15 protein-coding genes and 1 tRNA gene are annotated in these 17,247 nt (G+C 55.6%); 9 read left to right on the top strand and 7 right to left on the bottom strand.

Going from position 1 to position 17,247, the window contains the following annotated elements; all coding sequences use genetic code 11:
* Positions 1-33: 33 nt before the first annotated feature.
* Positions 34-1,107 (top strand): 3-isopropylmalate dehydrogenase, encoded by a 1,074-nt coding sequence (gene leuB, locus V9K67_RS17505; protein WP_336724602.1) that lies wholly within the window; start codon positions 34-36, stop codon positions 1,105-1,107.
* Between the two features lie 56 nt (positions 1,108-1,163).
* Here the strand turns inward: leuB and V9K67_RS17500 are convergent, their stop codons facing one another.
* The 4 genes from V9K67_RS17500 to V9K67_RS17485 all read right to left on the bottom strand — a co-directional run bounded on the left by V9K67_RS17500 (position 1,164) and on the right by V9K67_RS17485 (position 4,939).
* Complete coding sequence (locus V9K67_RS17500; RefSeq protein ID WP_336724600.1) at positions 1,164-2,687, bottom strand: sensor histidine kinase; 1,524 nt, start codon at positions 2,685-2,687, stop codon at positions 1,164-1,166.
* Positions 2,688-3,178: 491 nt separating this feature from the next.
* A tRNA-Met gene (locus tag V9K67_RS17495) sits at positions 3,179-3,250 on the bottom strand.
* A 124-nt stretch (positions 3,251-3,374) separates the two neighbouring features.
* Positions 3,375-3,941, bottom strand: a complete 567-nt coding sequence (locus V9K67_RS17490; protein ID WP_336724597.1) for an NADPH-dependent FMN reductase — start codon at positions 3,939-3,941, stop codon at positions 3,375-3,377.
* A gap of 245 nt (positions 3,942-4,186) precedes the next feature.
* Complete coding sequence (locus V9K67_RS17485; RefSeq protein ID WP_336724594.1) at positions 4,187-4,939, bottom strand: NYN domain-containing protein; 753 nt, start codon at positions 4,937-4,939, stop codon at positions 4,187-4,189.
* A 162-nt stretch (positions 4,940-5,101) separates the two neighbouring features.
* Here V9K67_RS17485 and V9K67_RS17480 point away from each other — a divergent pair, with 162 nt between their 5' ends.
* On the top strand, positions 5,102-5,998 hold the full coding sequence (locus tag V9K67_RS17480; protein ID WP_336724592.1) for an alpha/beta fold hydrolase: 897 nt from the start codon (positions 5,102-5,104) through the stop codon (positions 5,996-5,998).
* Between the two features lie 284 nt (positions 5,999-6,282).
* Complete coding sequence (locus tag V9K67_RS17475) at positions 6,283-6,555, top strand: hypothetical protein (protein ID WP_336724591.1); 273 nt, start codon at positions 6,283-6,285, stop codon at positions 6,553-6,555.
* A 108-nt stretch (positions 6,556-6,663) separates the two neighbouring features.
* Here V9K67_RS17475 and V9K67_RS17470 read toward each other — a convergent pair whose 3' ends face one another.
* Positions 6,664-7,530 (bottom strand): hypothetical protein, encoded by an 867-nt coding sequence (locus V9K67_RS17470; RefSeq protein WP_336724590.1) that lies wholly within the window; start codon positions 7,528-7,530, stop codon positions 6,664-6,666.
* Positions 7,531-7,707: 177 nt separating this feature from the next.
* On the opposite strand from V9K67_RS17470, the gene V9K67_RS17465 reads away from it, so the two are divergent.
* The 4 genes from V9K67_RS17465 to V9K67_RS17450 all read left to right on the top strand — a co-directional run bounded on the left by V9K67_RS17465 (position 7,708) and on the right by V9K67_RS17450 (position 10,833).
* On the top strand, positions 7,708-8,193 hold the full coding sequence (locus V9K67_RS17465; protein ID WP_336724588.1) for a 3'-5' exonuclease: 486 nt from the start codon (positions 7,708-7,710) through the stop codon (positions 8,191-8,193).
* 410 nt (positions 8,194-8,603) lie between these two features.
* Positions 8,604-8,870: a hypothetical protein gene (locus V9K67_RS17460; protein ID WP_336724585.1), complete on the top strand. Its 267-nt coding sequence runs from the start codon at positions 8,604-8,606 to the stop codon at positions 8,868-8,870.
* Positions 8,871-9,263: 393 nt separating this feature from the next.
* A complete protein-coding gene (locus tag V9K67_RS17455; RefSeq protein WP_336724583.1) occupies positions 9,264-10,031 on the top strand; it encodes a hypothetical protein in 768 nt (255 codons plus the stop codon).
* 202 nt (positions 10,032-10,233) lie between these two features.
* Entirely contained in the window at positions 10,234-10,833 is a 600-nt protein-coding gene (locus tag V9K67_RS17450; RefSeq protein WP_336724581.1) for an RNA polymerase sigma factor, read from the top strand.
* A 636-nt stretch (positions 10,834-11,469) separates the two neighbouring features.
* Here the strand turns inward: V9K67_RS17450 and V9K67_RS17445 are convergent.
* On the bottom strand, positions 11,470-13,572 hold the full coding sequence (locus V9K67_RS17445; RefSeq protein ID WP_336724578.1) for a glycoside hydrolase family 9 protein: 2,103 nt from the start codon (positions 13,570-13,572) through the stop codon (positions 11,470-11,472).
* A gap of 300 nt (positions 13,573-13,872) precedes the next feature.
* On the opposite strand from V9K67_RS17445, the gene V9K67_RS17440 reads away from it, so the two are divergent.
* Entirely contained in the window at positions 13,873-14,130 is a 258-nt protein-coding gene (locus V9K67_RS17440) for a hypothetical protein (RefSeq protein ID WP_336724576.1), read from the top strand.
* Between the two features lie 329 nt (positions 14,131-14,459).
* On the top strand, positions 14,460-15,446 hold the full coding sequence (locus V9K67_RS17435) for an acyltransferase family protein (protein ID WP_336724575.1): 987 nt from the start codon (positions 14,460-14,462) through the stop codon (positions 15,444-15,446).
* Positions 15,447-16,101: 655 nt separating this feature from the next.
* Here the strand turns inward: V9K67_RS17435 and V9K67_RS17430 are convergent.
* Positions 16,102-17,013, bottom strand: a complete 912-nt coding sequence (locus tag V9K67_RS17430) for a YihY/virulence factor BrkB family protein (protein WP_336724573.1) — start codon at positions 17,011-17,013, stop codon at positions 16,102-16,104.
* Between the last annotated feature and the right edge of the window lie 234 nt (positions 17,014-17,247).

The raw sequence follows: 17,247 nt of genomic DNA, 5'->3' as shown, positions 1-17,247 counted from the left end.
GATTGCAAATTTTCATATAACAAATAGAAATCAATGGCAAAAAAACACATCCTGGTAGTTCCCGGCGACGGTATCGGGCAGGAAGTAACCGCTGTAGGCAAGAAGGTCCTGGACCGCATTGCCGCTAAATTCGGGCACGAGTTTACCTACGACGAAGCGCTGATCGGCCACGTGGCCATCGAAGCTACCGGCAACCCCCTGCCGGACGAGTCGCTGGAGAAAATGCGGGCCTCCGATGCCGTGCTGTTCGGCGCCGTGGGTCACCCCAAGTACGACAACGATCCCAGCGCCAAGGTGCGTCCCGAACAGGGCCTGCTGAAAATGCGTAAAGAGCTGGGCCTGTATGCCAACCTGCGTCCCATCAAGCTGTTCGACGAGCTGCTGGGTGCTTCCAGCATCAAGCCGGAGATCCTCAAAGGCGCCGACATCCTGTTCTTCCGCGAGCTGACCGGCGACATCTACTTTGGAGAAAAAGGCCGCAAGAACGACGGCGATACCGCTTTCGACATTGCCGAATACAGCCGCTTCGAAGTGGAGCGCATTGCCCGCAAAGCCTTTGAAGCCGCCCGCACCCGCCGCAAGAAGCTGTGCTCGGTGGATAAAGCCAACGTGATCGAAACCAGCCGCCTGTGGCGCGAGGTGATCCAGAAGATCGCCCCCGAATATCCCGACGTGGAAGTGGAACACCAGTTTGTGGATGCCACCGCCATGCTGCTGATCAAGGATCCCCGCCGCTTCGACGTGGTGGTGACCGCCAACCTGTTCGGCGACATCCTCACCGACGAGGCTTCGCAGATCGCCGGCTCCATGGGTATGCTGGCCTCCGCCTCCATCGGCGACGGCACCGGCGTGTACGAGCCCATCCACGGTTCGGCCCACGACATCACCGGCAAAGGCGTTGCCAACCCGCTGGCTTCCGTGCTGTCCGCCGCCCTGCTGCTCGACATCTCGTTCGGCATGAAGCAGGAGTCCGAAGCCGTGATCAATGCCGTTGACCAGGTGCTGAAGGCCGGCTTCCGCACCCGCGACATCGCGGATGCTTCCACCCCGGCCGACAAGATCCTCGGTACCGAGGCGATCGGTGAAGAGGTGCTGAAGTTTTTGTAAAAAAATAGAAAGCCGCATAAAAAAACAGGGCGCACCGGTGGGTGCGCCCTGTTTTTTTATGCGGTGGCGGGCAGCAGCAGGCGAAAGGTGGCGCCCTTGCCGGGTTCGCCGATGGCCGAAATATGGCCCCCGTGGTTCTGCACTACTTTTTGTACGATGGCCAGGCCTACGCCGGTGCCCTCGTATTCGGAGCGGCCGTGCAGCCGGTGGAATACCTTGAAAATATTTTCAGCGTCCTCGGGGTCAAAGCCGATGCCGTTGTCGGTGACCTGGATCCGGTGCCAGGGTCCGTCGGCGGTTCCGCCCGTTGCCGGTGCGCCGGGGTCGTTCCGTCCGGCCGCCCGGCAGGAGACCGTTACTTCGGGGGGAACGCCGGGTTTGCGGTACTTCAGCGCGTTGCCGATAAGGTTCTGGAACAGCTGGCGCAGTTGCCGCTCGTCGCCGGCGATCCGGGGCAGGGGATCGACGTGGAGGACGGCCCCGGTTTCGGAAATCGCCGCCTCCAGGTCCTGGAGCACCTGGTGCACCACGTCGCCGAGGTCCACGGGGCTATGGGCCGTGGGCTTCGAGCTTACCTGCGAAAACGCCAGCAGGTCGTCGATGAGGGTTTTCATCCGGATGGTGGCCACTTCCATGCGTTCCAGCATGCGGTGGCTGTCGTGCCCGGGAGGGAGGTCGAGGCCGGCTTTCAGCCGTTCCGAGAAGAAGCGGATCTTGCGCAGCGGCTCCTGCAGGTCGTGGGAAGCCACGTAGGCAAATTCCTCCAGGCTGGCGTTCGACCGCTGGAGATCTTCCACCAGCTTTTGCTGGTCCAGCTGGGCCTTTTTAATGGAGGTGACATCGGTAAAGATGTAGATCTGGTGGGTTTCATCCATTTTGGAAACCGATACTTCCAGCCACTTGCCCGAGGAGGCGAGAAAATACTGTGCAATAAAGGGCTCCCCGGTTTCCATGCACCGGATGCAGCGCTGGAAAAAGTCGGACTGGGGAAAGTGCGCATCCAGTTCCGACCCGGTTTGGGAAAGGACGGTGTTCCGGGGCAGGCCAGTGAGGGTGGCGGCGGCCTCGTTGGCCATCACCGTTTGCATGTCGATGATGCGGCCGTCGGCATCGCGGATCATTTCGCCCACGGAGATGCCGTTGGACGAATGTTTCAGGATGTTATCGAGCAGGCTCCGCTGTTCCTGGAGCTGCAGGCTGGCTTCCCGTTGCGCCTGGCGGCCGCGGTTCGTGCTCAGGACGCCGCCATCCAGTGGCTGGCGGATAACTTCCCGGAGGCTAGGGGCAGCCAGCAGGCAGAATTCCCGGCTTTCGGCCACCTGGTGCACTTCCAGGTATTGCCGGAAGCAGGCCGGCGCCAGTTCGGGGGAGGGGAGGCCATCGCGGAGCACGCGGAGGCCCGTGAGCGAGCCGGCGGGATGATGGGCGCCTGCGTCGGCCGCTTTATTGGCATACCCGATCTCGAAATCTACTACGGCGCCCGTGCCGTCCAGCACCGGGCGGGCCCAGGTGATGGCATCGGGCAACTGGTCGAGAACCGAGAATGCAAAAGTTGAATGAATGGATTCTTGGATCATCATAGTGGAAAGTGGCAAGTTAAGCGTTTTCATAACGAATTCCGCAGCAGCAGGTAACCGCCGGGGGACGGGGCAGTACGTTTTTTACCGTTTGGCTGGGGTTTTCAGGTAAAACAATGCAGGCGGTAAAAGGTTGAGCGGCAGGGCAAAAAAATCCCCCGGTATACCGGGGGAAGTGCTTTGTTGCGAAGGGGAGGATCGAACTCCCGTCCGCCTCTGGCGGATATGAGCCCGGCGGGCTATCGCTGTAAAATGAAAAAGCCTCCCGGAAAGGAGGCTTATATCTTTTGTTGCGAAGGGGAGGATCGAACTCCCGTCCGCCTTTGGCGGATATGAGCCCGGCGGGCTATCGCATAAAAAAAGCCTCCCGGAAGGGAGGCTTATATCTTTTGTTGCGAAGGGGAGGATCGAACTCCCGTCCGCCTCTGGCGGATATGAGCCCGGCGGGCTATCGCATAAAAAAAGCCTCCCGGAAAGGAGGCTTATATCTTTTGTTGCGAAGGGGAGGATCGAACTCCCGACCTTCGGGTTATGAGCCCGACGAGCTACCGCTGCTCTACTTCGCGGTGCAAATATAGGACGCCGGGCCGTTGCAGCCATATCTTTTTTGATTTTTTGGGAAAATATTTTCCGCAAGCGGTAAGGGGTTGATTCGTAAGCTGTTGGGGCCGGCGGGCCCGTCCGGGCGGTTTATACCTCCCGGATGTCCTTTCGGACGCCTACTTTTTGCGCCAGCAACAGTTCCACCATTTGTTCCAGCTTCCTTTTATAAAGGGGCGAAAGGTTTTGTTCTTCGTCAAACAGGCCGGCGCGGGCAATGGGCAGGGAGAGCGGCAGTACCCAGGCGCGCAGGGCTTTGGCCACCGCCTCCATGGTATTGATGCCCTGCATCGCCTGCAGGCCGCCCGACCAGCACAGCAGGCCGACCACCTTGCCGGTCAGGTACGGCTCCGGCTCGTGGCTGCTGACCTCCAGCCAGTCGAGGCAGTTCTTCATTACCCCCGGTATGCTGCCGTGGTACAGCGGCGCCAGCCAGATGTGGGCGTCCGCTTCGCGGAAGGCATGGACCATCTGCAGCACCTCCCCGGGAATGTGTTCGCTGCGCAGGTTCAGGAACGGGATGCCCGCCTCCGACAGGTGGAACAGGGTGACGGTATGGCCCTGCTCCTCGATCAGTTCCTGGAAGCAGTGCGCCAGCCGGACCGCGGTATTGGAGGGGTGGCTGTCCTGCGACCCGTTGAAGATCAATATGTTCATAGTGCTGTTTTGGGTTTGTAGGGACGAGGGAAGTCCGAAGGACCGAAAGTCGGGAAGCCGGATCGTCCGGAAGCCGTTCGCCCTGGTGGGTAATTGGTTTACGAAATTGAATAAAAGTTTTGAAAGACTGCAGAGTATTAGTCGTAACCGGGAACATTTTGGGACGGCCCAGCCTTCAAAATTTTCCATGGGCCCAACTTCCGGACTTTCGGACTTCCTTTTTCCTACTTCCTACTTCCTTTTTCCTACTTCGTCCGCACATACACGTGCTTGATATTGTTCTTGCCCGTATCCCGTTCGTCCACCTGGAACTCTTCGATGCTTTTGATCAGGTGCAGCATTTTGGCAAAGCCGTAGTTGCGGGGGTCGAAGTCGGGCTGCTTTTTGAGCAGCAGGCTGCCCAGCTCGCCCAGGAAGGCCCAGCCGTTTTCGTCCGCCAGGTCGAAAATGGAGTCGGTAAGCAGCCGGATCAGCGCATTGTCCACCCTCGTCAGGGGCGGGCGGGCGGCGCGGGGCGTTTTGCTGACCTGCGCCGGCTTGGCGTCTTCCTGGGCTTCTTCTTTGAGGATCTCGAGGTAGATAAATTTTTCGCAGGCGGCGATGAAGGGCGTGGGCGTCTTCTTTTCGCCGATGCCGATCACCTTCATGCCGGCTTCGCGCAGGCGGGTGGCCAGCCGCGTGAAGTCGCTGTCGCTGGAAACAATGCAGAAGCCGTCCACCTTGCCCGTATACAGGATATCCATGGCGTCGATGATCATGGCGCTGTCGGTGGCGTTTTTGCCGGAGGTATAACTGAACTGCTGGATAGGGGTAATGGCATTTTCGTTCATGACCTTTTTCCAGCTGGCCGCGGCAGGCTTGGTCCAGTCCGTATAGGAACGTTTAAAGGTGGGGGTGCCGTATTTGGCGATTTCCTCGAACATCTCCTTGATGTTCGAGAGGGGAACGTTGTCGGCATCGATCAGTACGGCCAGGCGGAGGTCTTTTTTTGCATCCATAGTTTTTGCATTGGGTCCTCAATAAGGGAGCGTTCCGGCCGGGAGGCTGCCGGGCCGCGGGAAATCAGCCCAAACTTAGGAAGGCCGGAATTAGAAAAGGAATATTGGAACGTTTTTTCTGGTACAAGGACTGCAATGATGCAATACCTCAAAGAATCAGCCATGAACTATATTACCACGAAAGAGGCGGCGACAGGGGAGCAGGTGCAGCTGTCCTATGAGGACTACGGGTCGGGGCGGCCGGTGGTGCTGCTCCACGGCTGGCCGCTGAGCAAAGAAATGTGGGAGTACCAGGTGCCCGACCTGGTGAACGGCGGGCTGCGCTGCATCCTGTACGACCGCCGCGGGTTCGGGGCTTCCTCCCGGCCCTGGGAGGGCTACGATTACGATACGCTGGCAGCGGACCTCCATGCCGTGCTGGAGCAGCTCGACCTGAAGGAGGCCGTGCTGGTAGGCTTTTCCATGGGCGGCGGCGAAGTGGTGCGTTACCTGAGCCGCTACGGCGCCGGCCGGGTAGGCCGGATTGTTCTGATCAGCTCTGTGCTGCCGTACCTGTCCAAGGCGCCCGATAACAAGGAGGGCATCGATCCCATGGTGTTTGCCGACATGATGACCAATATGCAGGAGGACCGCATCGGTTTCCTGGACGACTGGGGCAAGCTGTTTTTCGGGGTCAACCTGCTGAAGCACCCGGTCAGCACGCCCCTGCTGGAATACTACCGCCACCTGGGCGCCCAGGCGATGCCCTGGGCGATGCAGCAGTGCGCCCTGTCGTTTGCGCATACCGATTTCCGTACCGATGTACAGGCCGTCACCCTGCCCACCCTGATCATCCATGGCGATGCCGATAAAACGGTGCCCATCGATGCCAGCAGCCGGCGCACCGCCGCCATGATCCGGGGAGCGGATTTCCGGGTGTATGCAGGCGCTACGCACGGGCTGTTTTATACCCACCGGGCGCAGTTGAACCGCGACCTGCTGGAGTTTGCCTCGGTACCCAGACCCCTGGCCCAGCAGGCCGGCAACCCTGCGGGATCCGGGCCGAAATCCGGGGTATAACGGCAGCGCCCAACGGCGGCGCCCAGGGTTTTTTTTCACTTTTTTTTCCCTTCCGAAAGGGTGGGGGATTTTTTTAATATAAGGCGGGCAAGGTCAGCTTTAAATTTTTTATTTGCGGCGCCGGGGCAAAAAGGAGGCAGCTGCAAGCGCCGGGAAGAAACGACCGGAGCGGGCCCGTTTTCTTTTCAGATTGCAAAAAGTTACATAAGTAAGCGGCTTAAAATCAGCGGGAAAACTGACTTTGGCCGCTTTGTTTTTTGTTCAAGAGTATCTACTTTGGTGGTATGGAATTCAAAGAATTAAAACGGAACGGCGCCGAAAACCCCATCCAACTCCTCCTGGATCAGGCCGTTCCCATCGCTTCCCGTAAAACCTTTTTTTGTGAAGTGGCCCTGTACCAGCTGGAGGGGATCTATATCGAGGTATTCTACCGGGGACGCACACACGAAATTTCCCGGGTCCGGACCTTCAGCTCCACCGACCTGCTGGCGCCTTACCTGAAACAGATCCCGGTAAAAAACATCTTTGCCGCCGAGCGTGCCTGCCCCCGTTGGTAATCGTTTTCTCTTTGCCCTAAGGAACAGGCCCAACGTCCCCGGCTAACTTCCGGACCCGCCAAACGGGCCCGGAACTCGTGAATTTGTAAACTCGTGAACCCGTAAACTTTACAAGGGCATAAAGTTTTGCTCCAGCCCCTCATTGGTGGCGAAGGAGACAAAGCTGTAATGACGGGGCAGGAACCAGCCGAGGCTGCGCATCAGCTTTGCCTGTTGTTCCCGGGAGGGAAACTGGTCCTGCGCCAGGTTGAAGGCCAGTTCCTGTACTTCACCTCCGGGCTTCTGGCGCACCATCAGGAATATTTGCGGGTCGTTGAAGCCGTGGGCCACCAGGTGTTCGCGGAGCACGGCCCTTGCCTGCTGCGGCAAATAGGATTCCGACGGCTGGGCCACCAGGATTTGTTCGTCCTCCTGGATCACCTCTTTTTCCTCCGAGGCCGCCTGCGGGCGGGGCGAAAAGAATTTCCCGGTGAGGTGGAAATTCACGATATCGCCATAGGTAAACACCCATTCCACTCCTTTTCCCCTCGGGTTGATGACCACTCCGAAACCCTTTTCCAGCAGGAATTCATCCTTCATGGAGGTGATGGTAAATTTTTCAAAAGGGGCGCCCGCTTCGGGCAGCTGCAGTACGAAGTAGGGGAAGTTGTCGGGGCCCAGCATTACCTTGGGCTCGCCGGCGCGGAAGGGCGCTTCCGCAATATGGGTGGACACGATCTCCTGCCATTGTTCGTCCCGCTGGTCCGGGGGGATGTTAAACAGGCGGTCCAGCAGCCTGATTTTTTCTTCCTCCGCCAGGCCGGTTTGTTTTTTTGCGGGTTCTTCTTTCTGCAGGCCGGTCTTCAATACATTTCCCTTGGGCACGGTTTCCTTCGGTACCGGTTGCGGCTGCACCCGCTGCGGCGGCTGCTGCTCCTGCGGCGCTTCCGGGGGTGTAGTTTCTTTTTTCTTTTTAAAGAAGTCGAATAATCCCATAGTGATTCTTAGTTACTTGCCAAACGTAAACAGAAACCGCTAATTGTAAAAGCGGCGGCGCTAAAATACTCCCATTTTAACAGGGAGCCCCGTTATTTTGCGATAAAATCGTCCCGGCAGCTGCAAAAACCCGGAACTTTGCCGCCCGGCCCCCAAACCGGGCAAACGTACAAACCTATGTCTACTACTTTTACAGCGCTTGATTTTGAGACCGCCCAGGGCTACCGCCACAGCATCTGCCAGGTAGGGCTGGTACGGGTGGAGGAAGGAAAAATAACCGGGAAGATCAACCTGCTGGTGCAGCCTCCCGGCAACGATTACTGGTCCATGAACATCGGCATCCACGGCATTACCCCCGCCATGACCCGGACGGCGCCCACCTTCGACCAGGTATGGCCCCGGCTGGCGCCTTATATCTGCAACCAGCACGTGGTGGCGCACAATGCGGCCTTCGATGTCAGCTGCCTGCACAAAGCGCTGGAATATTACGGCATCGCCGCTCCCTCTTTCCAGAAGCACTGCACCTACCGGCTGTACAAAAGCAAGCTCAGCCTGCTGTGTGCTACTTATGGCATCGAGCTGAACCACCACGACGCCCTGTCGGATGCCCTGGCCTGTGCCCGGCTGTTCCTGATGCACCAGGGACAGCAGGATTTCCGCTAGGCGGGAAATGCAGGGCTTTTTGGGCTTAACTTGTTGAACGAAAGGGGATTAAAGGGCAATGGAGGGGACGGCTGCCGGGGGCCTGCATGGCAACAGGCCTGCCTGTATTTCTTTTTTCAGAATTAAAATAAAATTCATAAGATAGCGTTAAATTTACAGTGATTGTGCTCAGAAGAAGGGCTTTTACAAGGAAGGTGACGGGCTCTCTCCACGAATCAAATCTCTAACGATTTTGCCTCTGCCTTTGATTTGGAAACCATTTCCCGGTTGGACACGGATCGGATTATTTTGACCTGTATATAAATGTTTATATTCATTTGGTAAGATAAGGAGGACCGACGAACGGAAGGACGCGGAAGCAACCGATAGGCTGCCGTGTGCCAACAGGGGTTACTTAAAATCCTTTTTCTATGACGCTGAATCAATTTATTTCGCTTTCCAGGGAGGAACAGGTAGCCATTGTCCTGAAAGACGGTGCCCCATTGATGCAACTGGAAAACGGAGGCTTTACCATAGCCCTGCACCAGCTGAGCGGCTTTTATATCGAATTGTTCTTCCTCAAACAAAACAACCAGATTATTTGGATCAACAGCTTCGAGGATCTTTCGAAGCTGGCCCATTACCTCCATAAAATCGACCTTTCGCCCCTGGCCGACTGCCTGCATAAGGCGAGGTAACGGCCTCACCCCCGGCCCCTCTCCATGTGGAGAGGGGTGCCCAAACCAGTACCTTTTCCTACAGGCCTGAAAGGCCGTAATATCCCAGCACAGGGCACAGCCCTGTGTTAAGGAACGTCTCTAGCGAGTAGCCCTGAAAGGGCGTAAGACCTTCAAAGGAAAGCGGCAGATGTTAGGCCGAACCACATATTACGCCCTTTCAGGGCAAAGCGACCATTTCCCCGGGAACACAGGGCTGCGCCCTGTGCCGGGGGAGTCTGAGGTTTTTTGCAGTTCCCTGTTCGCAGTTTTTCTCCAAAAACGACTAATAAATGAAGCCACAATACGGAGCCGGCAGCGCCGGCGACCGGGAGCTTCACATTCAGGAACAGGTGTTTTACCGCAATCAATCATATGGACAATCGATCAGACTACATGGAACGCTACTTCGGCGGCAGGCTGACGGAGGCGGAAAGAGCCGCTTTTGAACAGCGCTGCCAATCCGATCCCGGCTTCGCCGACGAAGTGGCCTTTTACGTTTCAGCCCGGGCGGCCCTCAAAGAGCAACTGCAGGAGCAAAAAAGACAGCAGCACCGCCAGTGGTACGCCGAGCTGTCGGCGGGGCAGGCCGCCGCACCGCCCCGGGAAGGGCAGGAGCTACCGCCGGCCGGAAGGGTGCGCCGCCTGCCCACCTGGCTGAAAGCGGCGGCAGCCGCCTGCGTGCTGCTGGCGCTGGGCTGGCTGTTGTTCCTCAAACCGCCTTCGGCCCAACAGCTGGCCGACCGCTACATCGAGGAGCACCTGCAGGTGCTGGGCGTTCACATGGGGGCGGGCGACAGCTTGCAAACGGGCATAGCGGCCTATAACCAAAAAAACTATCCCGAGGCGGAGCGGGTGTTCACGGCCCTGCAGGGGCACGGGCTCTACGCGGCGGAGGCGGTCAAAAACCTCGGGCTGGTGTACCTGGTCACCGGCCGCTACGATGCGGCGGTGCGGCAGTTCGACGTGCTGACGGGGTTTACCGACCTGAGGGTGAACGAGGGCTATTTTTACAAGGCCGTTGCGTTGATCAAGCGGGACCGGGAGGGCGACCGCCTGCAGGCAAAGGCCCTGTTGGAAAAAGTGAAAAGGCAGGGGCAGTTCGGAAGCGAACAGGCGGAACAATGGCTGCAGGACCTGTAGGTAGATCCCGGTGGAAAACAGGCAGGCATAACCGAAAAACGGCAGGATACTATTTGCCGTAAGCGGTACCGGGACCGGCCGGGAAAAGAACCGTTGCGGCCCGGTTTGCGGTTCGGCCGAAAGGGCGCTAATTTGTACCGGAACGGCAACGGTTAATTTTGTAATTTAATGTCCTCAACTACCTTAATTCACCGCAAACCATATGGACTCCCAGGTAAAAGAAGGCTCCCCGGAAGAGAACAGTATCATCGACGGGTTACAGGCGGGCGGTTCCCGGCGCCTGTTATCGGAGAAGGGATTGTATGAGCGTTACTTTTACCTCATCCGGCAGGGCACCCTTAAATACTCTATATCCGAGGAAGAAGCGGCCAGCGCCTATTCCGACGCGGTGATCAGCGTGATCGACAACATCCTTACCGGCAGGTTCGAAAGCCGGTCTTCCCTCAAGTCGTATATCTACCAGATTTTTCTGAACAAGTGCGTGGACGCCGTGCGCAGGAAAACGACGCAAAAGAACGTGGTGCACAAGACCACCGGCATCAGCGAGTTCCTGTTTGCCCTGCCCGACAAGGCCCGCAACGTGATCCAGCAGCTCACCGAAAAGCACCAGCGGTCCACGCTGCTGGAGAAGCTGGCGGAGCTGGGCGAGAAATGCCGGCAGCTGCTGCTGCTGTTCGAGGACGGTTATTCCGACCGCGAGATCGCCGAAGTGATGGCCTATAATTCCGCCGACGTGGTCAAGACCAGCCGGCTGCGTTGCCTGGAAAAGTTAAAGGAAAAGGTATTTCACCGCAACCCATAGCATGAGCGACACACTAGCCTATATCGAACGCTACTTCAGCGGCGGGCTGACGGAGGCGGAAAGAGCCGCCTTTGAACAGCGCTGCCAATCCGATCCCGGCTTCGCCGACGAAGTGGCCTTTTACGTTTCGGCCCGGGCGGCCCTCAAAGAGCAGCTGCAGGAGCAAAAAAGACAGCAGCACCGCCAGTGGTACGCCGAGCTGTCGGCGGGGCAGGCCGCCGCACCGCCCCGGGAAGGGCAGGAGCTACCGCCGGCCGGAAGGGTGCGCCGCCTGCCCACCTGGCTGAAAGCGGCGGCAGCCGCCTGCGTGCTGCTGGCGCTGGGCTGGCTGTTGTTCCTGCGGCAGCCTTCGGCCCAACAGCTGGCCGACCGCTACATCGACGCCCACCTGCAGGCGCTGGGCGTTCACATGGGGGCGGGCGACAGCCTGCAAACGGGCATAGCGGCCTATAACCAAAAAAATTATCCCGAGGCGGAGCGGGTGTTTACGGCCCTGCAGGGACACGGGCTCTACGCGGCGGAGGCGGTCAAAAACCTCGGGCTGGTGTACCTGGTCACCGGCCGCTACGATGCGGCGGTGCGGCAGTTCGACGTGCTGACGGGTTTTACGGACCTCAGGGTAAATGAAGGCTATTTTTATAAGGCCGTGGCGCTGATCAAGCGGGACCGGGAGGGCGACCGCCTGAAGGCAAAGGCCCTGTTGGAAAAAGTGAAAAGGCAGGGGCAGTTCGGAAGCGAACAGGCGGAACAATGGCTAAAAAAGATCTGATGCAAGGGCCTGGCCGGGCTATCTTTTGGCCCCGTTTTTTGAAGCAGTTTTGACGGCCCTGTCCGGCCGGTTGCCGCGCAGTTTCTCCTTCCATAGTCGATCACGGATGCCAGCAACTGGAGGTACATGCCCTGGTAGTAAATGGCCGGCTCGGTGATTTCATAGCTGTTTTCATTAAAGCTGCCGTTCCAGTGGGTATTCCAGTCCCGGTAAGCCTTTTGTGCCGGCTGGTTATAGGGCGGAACTATTTTGCTTACGGAAAAATCCCGGTTGGGTCCACCGGTCACAAAGCCGGGCGCCGGGCCTTTTGGGGACGAGCGTGCACGATCATACACCGTTCCATCGCTAAACCAGGAATGATAGAGCTCGTTGGCGCTGCTGTCGGCGCCAAAGGCATACATGTTGCTCAGCATGACGATCCCTTCGGGGTTCACACCGTGCAGCCAGTGGAGGTATTGTTCGGCCAGTTCGATATATGCGGGGGCGGACGGGCCGTTTATTTCGAAGTGTACATAATCCAGGGCAAGGTTGCCGCAGGCGCTTTTGGTCCTATTGCTGCCCCAGGTATATTGTGCATCCGGCATATACGCCCGGTAGAGGTCCAGGGCATCGTTGTATTCGGTCAAACCCATCGCCACCCCGGTATTCTGCTTGCTTTCCCGGATCTCCAGGGCCACCGCCGGGGAGACGCCGGGCAAATGTGCGTAGCGCAGGAGCGCCTTTTGCACAAAGAGCAGGTAGGGGCCCCACCAACCCGAAAGCACCGGTTCCACTTTTCTGAACTGGCTTTCCACGAACGTTTTGTAGCCGGCCTGCCCGGTGGCTTCGTACAGGTAGGCGGCCGCGGCCAGGGCGCATTGTCGTTGCCAGTCGGCATCCTGGTCGGCATCCCCTGCCCGGATGTCCCCGTCGTCGCAGTCCGTTTGGTAGCCGGTGAAGTCGGCCGTAGTGACCTTCGCCCGGTTCCAGGCACGAACCGCACGAGCTTTTAATGCATCGGCATAGGCGGTCATCGCCCCATCCTGCAACTCCCGGTACACCACCGACGCCAGGGCAAATACCAGCGCCCCGCTCAGGGTGGAGGAGGTGCATTCCGGCAGGTAGTACCGCTTGTTGCGGTCCGCGCTGGGAGGGGAAGCGGCCTCCCAGGTATCGGCGCCTACTTTCAGCAGGAGCCCATGGGTGCCGGTGGCCTCCTGCATCCGGATCAGCCAGTCGAGCTCAAATTTGACCTCATCCAGGATATCGGGCAGGCCGTTACCGCTTTCGGGCAGCTCCCAATGGTCGGTGAAAACAGAGGGGTGGAGGCGGTAGGCCTCCAGCAACTGTGTCAGCGGTTCCACGGTGAAGGGAACATACTTGTTGTAATCCCCGGCATCGAACCAGCCGCCGCTCAGGTCTTTCGCGGTGGCAGGATTGTTTTTATCCCACCGGCTCCGGGCCTGGCGGTCCTGCTGTGGGCCTTCAAAAGCTGCCGCGTCGGTCCAGCGGTGATCCGCGTAGGGCGGCGACTTGGAAAAATTGCACCGCTGGTAAAAAAACATCCGGCCGGCTTGTTTCAGGGTCTGCACATAGACGTCCCGGTCGATTTCAAAGCGGTACGAGCCCATGCCGGTTTGGAGGTCGTAAATGTAGTAGGCTCCGGGTTGCCACACGCTGGTAAAATCGAACCACCAGCCCCGGTCGCCGCTTTGCTCCTGTACGCCCCCGTCGTTCCATGCGTGGAGGGTACCGGTAAAAACCACCGCATCGTCCTGCCACCGGCGTACCTGGTATTGGCCGTCGCCGGTGCCCGGGGTATAAGCGTCCCGGGCATTGTATCCCTTTATGGGATCCGCTACCACGGCCACTTTGCGGCTGTTGCAGGAATAGCCAAACTGGTCAATTCGGATAAAAGGGGTGATCCGGGCGGGAAGCGCCAGGGCGTTATTGGCAACCATGGCCCATAATACGGCAAGGATGCATTTCACGGCAGGGAGGTTTTTGTTTTAAAAGTGTGGACCAGTTTCCTGATGGCCTGAACGAAATCGGCGCCCGTTCCCCGGAGAATGCCTGCCTTTACAAGGGTTCGACTGTTTCCTGGTCGATCTCCAGGTAATAACGCTTTTTGCACGCCCTTACGTATTTGCTCTGGCCCGGGCGCGTTTTTTCGGTTGTTCCCATTCCTTCCGGAATCACGACCAATGAGTAGGCGGCCGAACCGGTTTCAGCCGTTGATCCGGACGTTCCTTGTTCCGAATGTTCCTTTACCACCCTTAAAATCATGTGTTATGACCTTCCGGCAGTTCCAGCAACTTTCCAAATTCGAGCAACGCGTCCTCCTCGATACCATTGCCGTGTACCTGATGAACCTGGAAACCACAAGTTTTGCCATTTCGCTGTTCCAGCTGGAATCTTTTTACGTTGAGCTGTTCTTTTTAAAAGAGCGGAACGAGGTGATCTGGGTAAACGCCTTCGAGGAAACCGCCAAGCTGTCGCCCTACCTGGAAAAGATCGACCTGTCCGAGTTATCGGATTGTTTGCTGTAAACCTTGGATAGAGGTTCATGGCAAGGAGTTTTCATTCCACCAATGCGGAACGGTTGCCCATTGACCGAAGGTACAACAGCGACCGTTTTTGGGAAAGCCTGCTTATTATAAGGTTGATTGTTTTGGGGGGGCGGCTTTTGATTATGAATGCATTTTGCAGGTCCTTAAGTAGGGATGCCTATCGTATAGAGAATCTGACTAAAATCAAGGCTTGTGATAGAGTAGTGTAGTTTGTAAGCACTTCTAATTAACAAGTTATTCATGAAGAGTCTTTCGCAAACTCATCAAGCTTTTGGCTGAATAGCCATCTTGATTCGTATTTTTGCCTTATGAACCGATCCGTAACTGCTGACCTTATTAAGGTTATTTCCATTTTTGGTGTTGTATTTATTCATGGTTCTTATCTTATGGGGGCAACTTCGTTTATAAGTCAAAATTTACTTTACCTTTTTCGATTTGCCGTTCCCTGTTTTATTTTCATCTGGACGTATTTTTTTGAAAAGTCTTATGCTAAAAAGGATGATGCTCAGCGCAAGCTATATCTAAAGGAGCGTTTTATCCAGTTGTTTCGAATTTTTCTTATTTGGAGCTCTATTTACTTCATTTATTTAGTTAAATGGGATACACTTACTCCACAAAAATTCATCAGTACTCATTTTACGGGATTTGGCTGGGCTGGACAATATTTCTTTATAATTCTTTTTCAATTAATATTACTATTTCCATTTATAAGATTTGTGTATTCTAAAAAGATATTACGAAGTTTTACTGTAATCCTGTTGATTTTTCTTTATATTTTATGGGGGTGGGGATATTCTTCAGTCCCTCCATTATTAAAGAAATTTAGTGATACTCCTTTTGTTTTTTGGCTGCCTTATGTCTTACTTGGAATAGCAACAGCTCGCGGGCATGTGAGAAGGTTACCTGTAGTTTGCTCCGCTGCACTTGTTTTAATTCTTTTAGAATTTCATGTACTTCGGCATTATAATATTGATCATTCTCCCTATGTCACTCCGGGGGTATTAATTGGTTCTTCTTTATTTTGCATTTCGCTTCTTCAGTACCCAATGACAATCAAAAGTTTTTGGCTAAGTAAATTGATAGGCTTCATTGGAAATAACACAATGACTATTTTTGTGCTTAATCCAATGGTTATTCTACTCTTGGCTCTTTTCCTTCCTCAGCATTTATTTAAGGGAATAAATTTTGTGGAGCTGGTATTCATTCCATTTTTATCTAGCCTAATTGTATTTTGCATTTGTCTGTTAACAGGCGAGTTTTTAAAAAAAATTAGATTAAGTAAAATGATAAATTAATAAAATATTATGGTTGGATAAACAAGAAAAAAGAGGATTGTAAGATCGAATGGATGCTTGTGAGCAGTATTAGAAGTTCTTTTAAGTGATATTGGAACAACCTTTACCTGTTTTCTGTTTTTTTTAAGTTATTGATAATAAGGTGGCTGCGGGCCTAGTTAGGGAGTTGTCTACGGTAGAAGTCCCAAAAGATAGTTATTGAAGAGGTTTGCTGCTTAAAGCGGTAAACCTTTTTTATTTTTCGGTCTACTGTGGTTTGTTTATGATTCTTTAAAAGCCTTGGCTGTTTTCGGGGGCCATAGCTAATTGAGCATTATTAATTTGTCCGAGAACTCCAGCAGTTCTTTCTTATATATCTTATTTTTTAATGAACTGGAAGCCAGCCGCAGCGCGTATCATGCGAGGAAAAGGTGTTAAATGTTCCTGCATCCATAGCTTAGCTGAAAGTCTTGCCCAGTGCATCTAAAGGCGATGCAGGAATGACGATGTGCGCCGGATAGGGGCCAAACGCTGGGCGCAATGCTTGGAAGTGAGCGTTTCCAAGGCGCGGGAAGTGCTGTGCCGCAACGAACTTCAGGTCATCCCGCCGCGGAGCTTGTTACCTGGTATTTTCCGTAATGTTCAATAAACCTTCGAGCCGTTAATCAAAGTGGAATTAATAGGGTTCCTGCACGAGGCGGTAGTGGATGGCATGCGACAGCAGCTTGATGGGCTTGCGCCGGTAGGTGCCCCAGACCTTGGTAAAGGCAGCCCCGTAGTACAGGATCAGCGAGGAGTAAAACACGAACAGCAACAACAGCACGATCGAGCCGGACGCCCCGTAGATGGAAGAGATGTTGCTCCGGTTCAGCAGCCAGCGGATCAGCAGTTTACCGATGTTGAACAGCAGGCCGGTGACAAAGGCGCCCGTCAGGGTAACGTTCCATTCCTGCCGCCCATCGGGCAAATAGCGAAACAGCAGGGCAAACCAGACCGTAACGACCAGCAGGGAAATGACATAGTTCAGGGCGCTGTTCAGGTAAATGGCCGCCAGCGGCGAAAATTTTGATACATGCGATCCCAGGAAGGCCTGTGCCCCTTCGGCCACCAGGGTGATGACAAACAGCACGCCCGTTACCAGGATTACCACCACCGCCACCAGCCGGCTCCGCAGCTGCTGGCCGAAACTTACCTTGCCGGTCAGGCGTATTTTCCAGATCTGGTTCAGCGAGCTTTTGATGACCCGGAACAGGGTGGTGGCCACGAAGAGCAGGAAGAGGAAGCCTGCCGAGGTCAGCAGCCAGTCCTGCGACATCCGGCGGAAGGCGATCAGGACCCCGATCACCTGCCGGACGCTGGCAGGCCCGATGACGGTTTCCAGCTCCTGCAGCAGCTCGCGGCTGATGGTGCGGGGGTCGAATACCAGTCCCAGCACCTGGATGATGATGAGCAGGATCGGCGGCAGGGCAAAGGTGGTAAAGAAGGCCGTGGCCCCGGCCATGCGCAGGGGGTCATTGGCCATCAGCTCCGCGAAGGCGCCCTTCAGCAGGCGGGGAATATGCTTTATGTCGGCCATCCTCCAGCTCATGGTTCAAAAGTTTATGGGTTTCCGCGACTTGTTTCTCACTGTAAGCAACAGTTATACCGTTTCTGGTAACTGGGCAAGCCCCAAAACCCATAAACGTTAAAGCAGTACAGGAACTTTTTTCAGCTACTAGGGCGACACTGCAGGATTTTAAAAAAAGAAGAGGCTGTCTCAAAAGCAATTTTTGAGGCAGCCTCTTTTTTTATTAAGCCATATAGGGGCTATTGTATTTTGAAG

The organism is Huijunlia imazamoxiresistens, from assembly GCF_037132455.1.
Taxonomy (GTDB): domain Bacteria; phylum Bacteroidota; class Bacteroidia; order Chitinophagales; family Chitinophagaceae; genus Flavisolibacter; species Flavisolibacter imazamoxiresistens.
The sequence above is the reverse complement of the archived record's forward strand: the minus strand, read 5'-3'. Positions and strand labels throughout refer to the sequence as shown.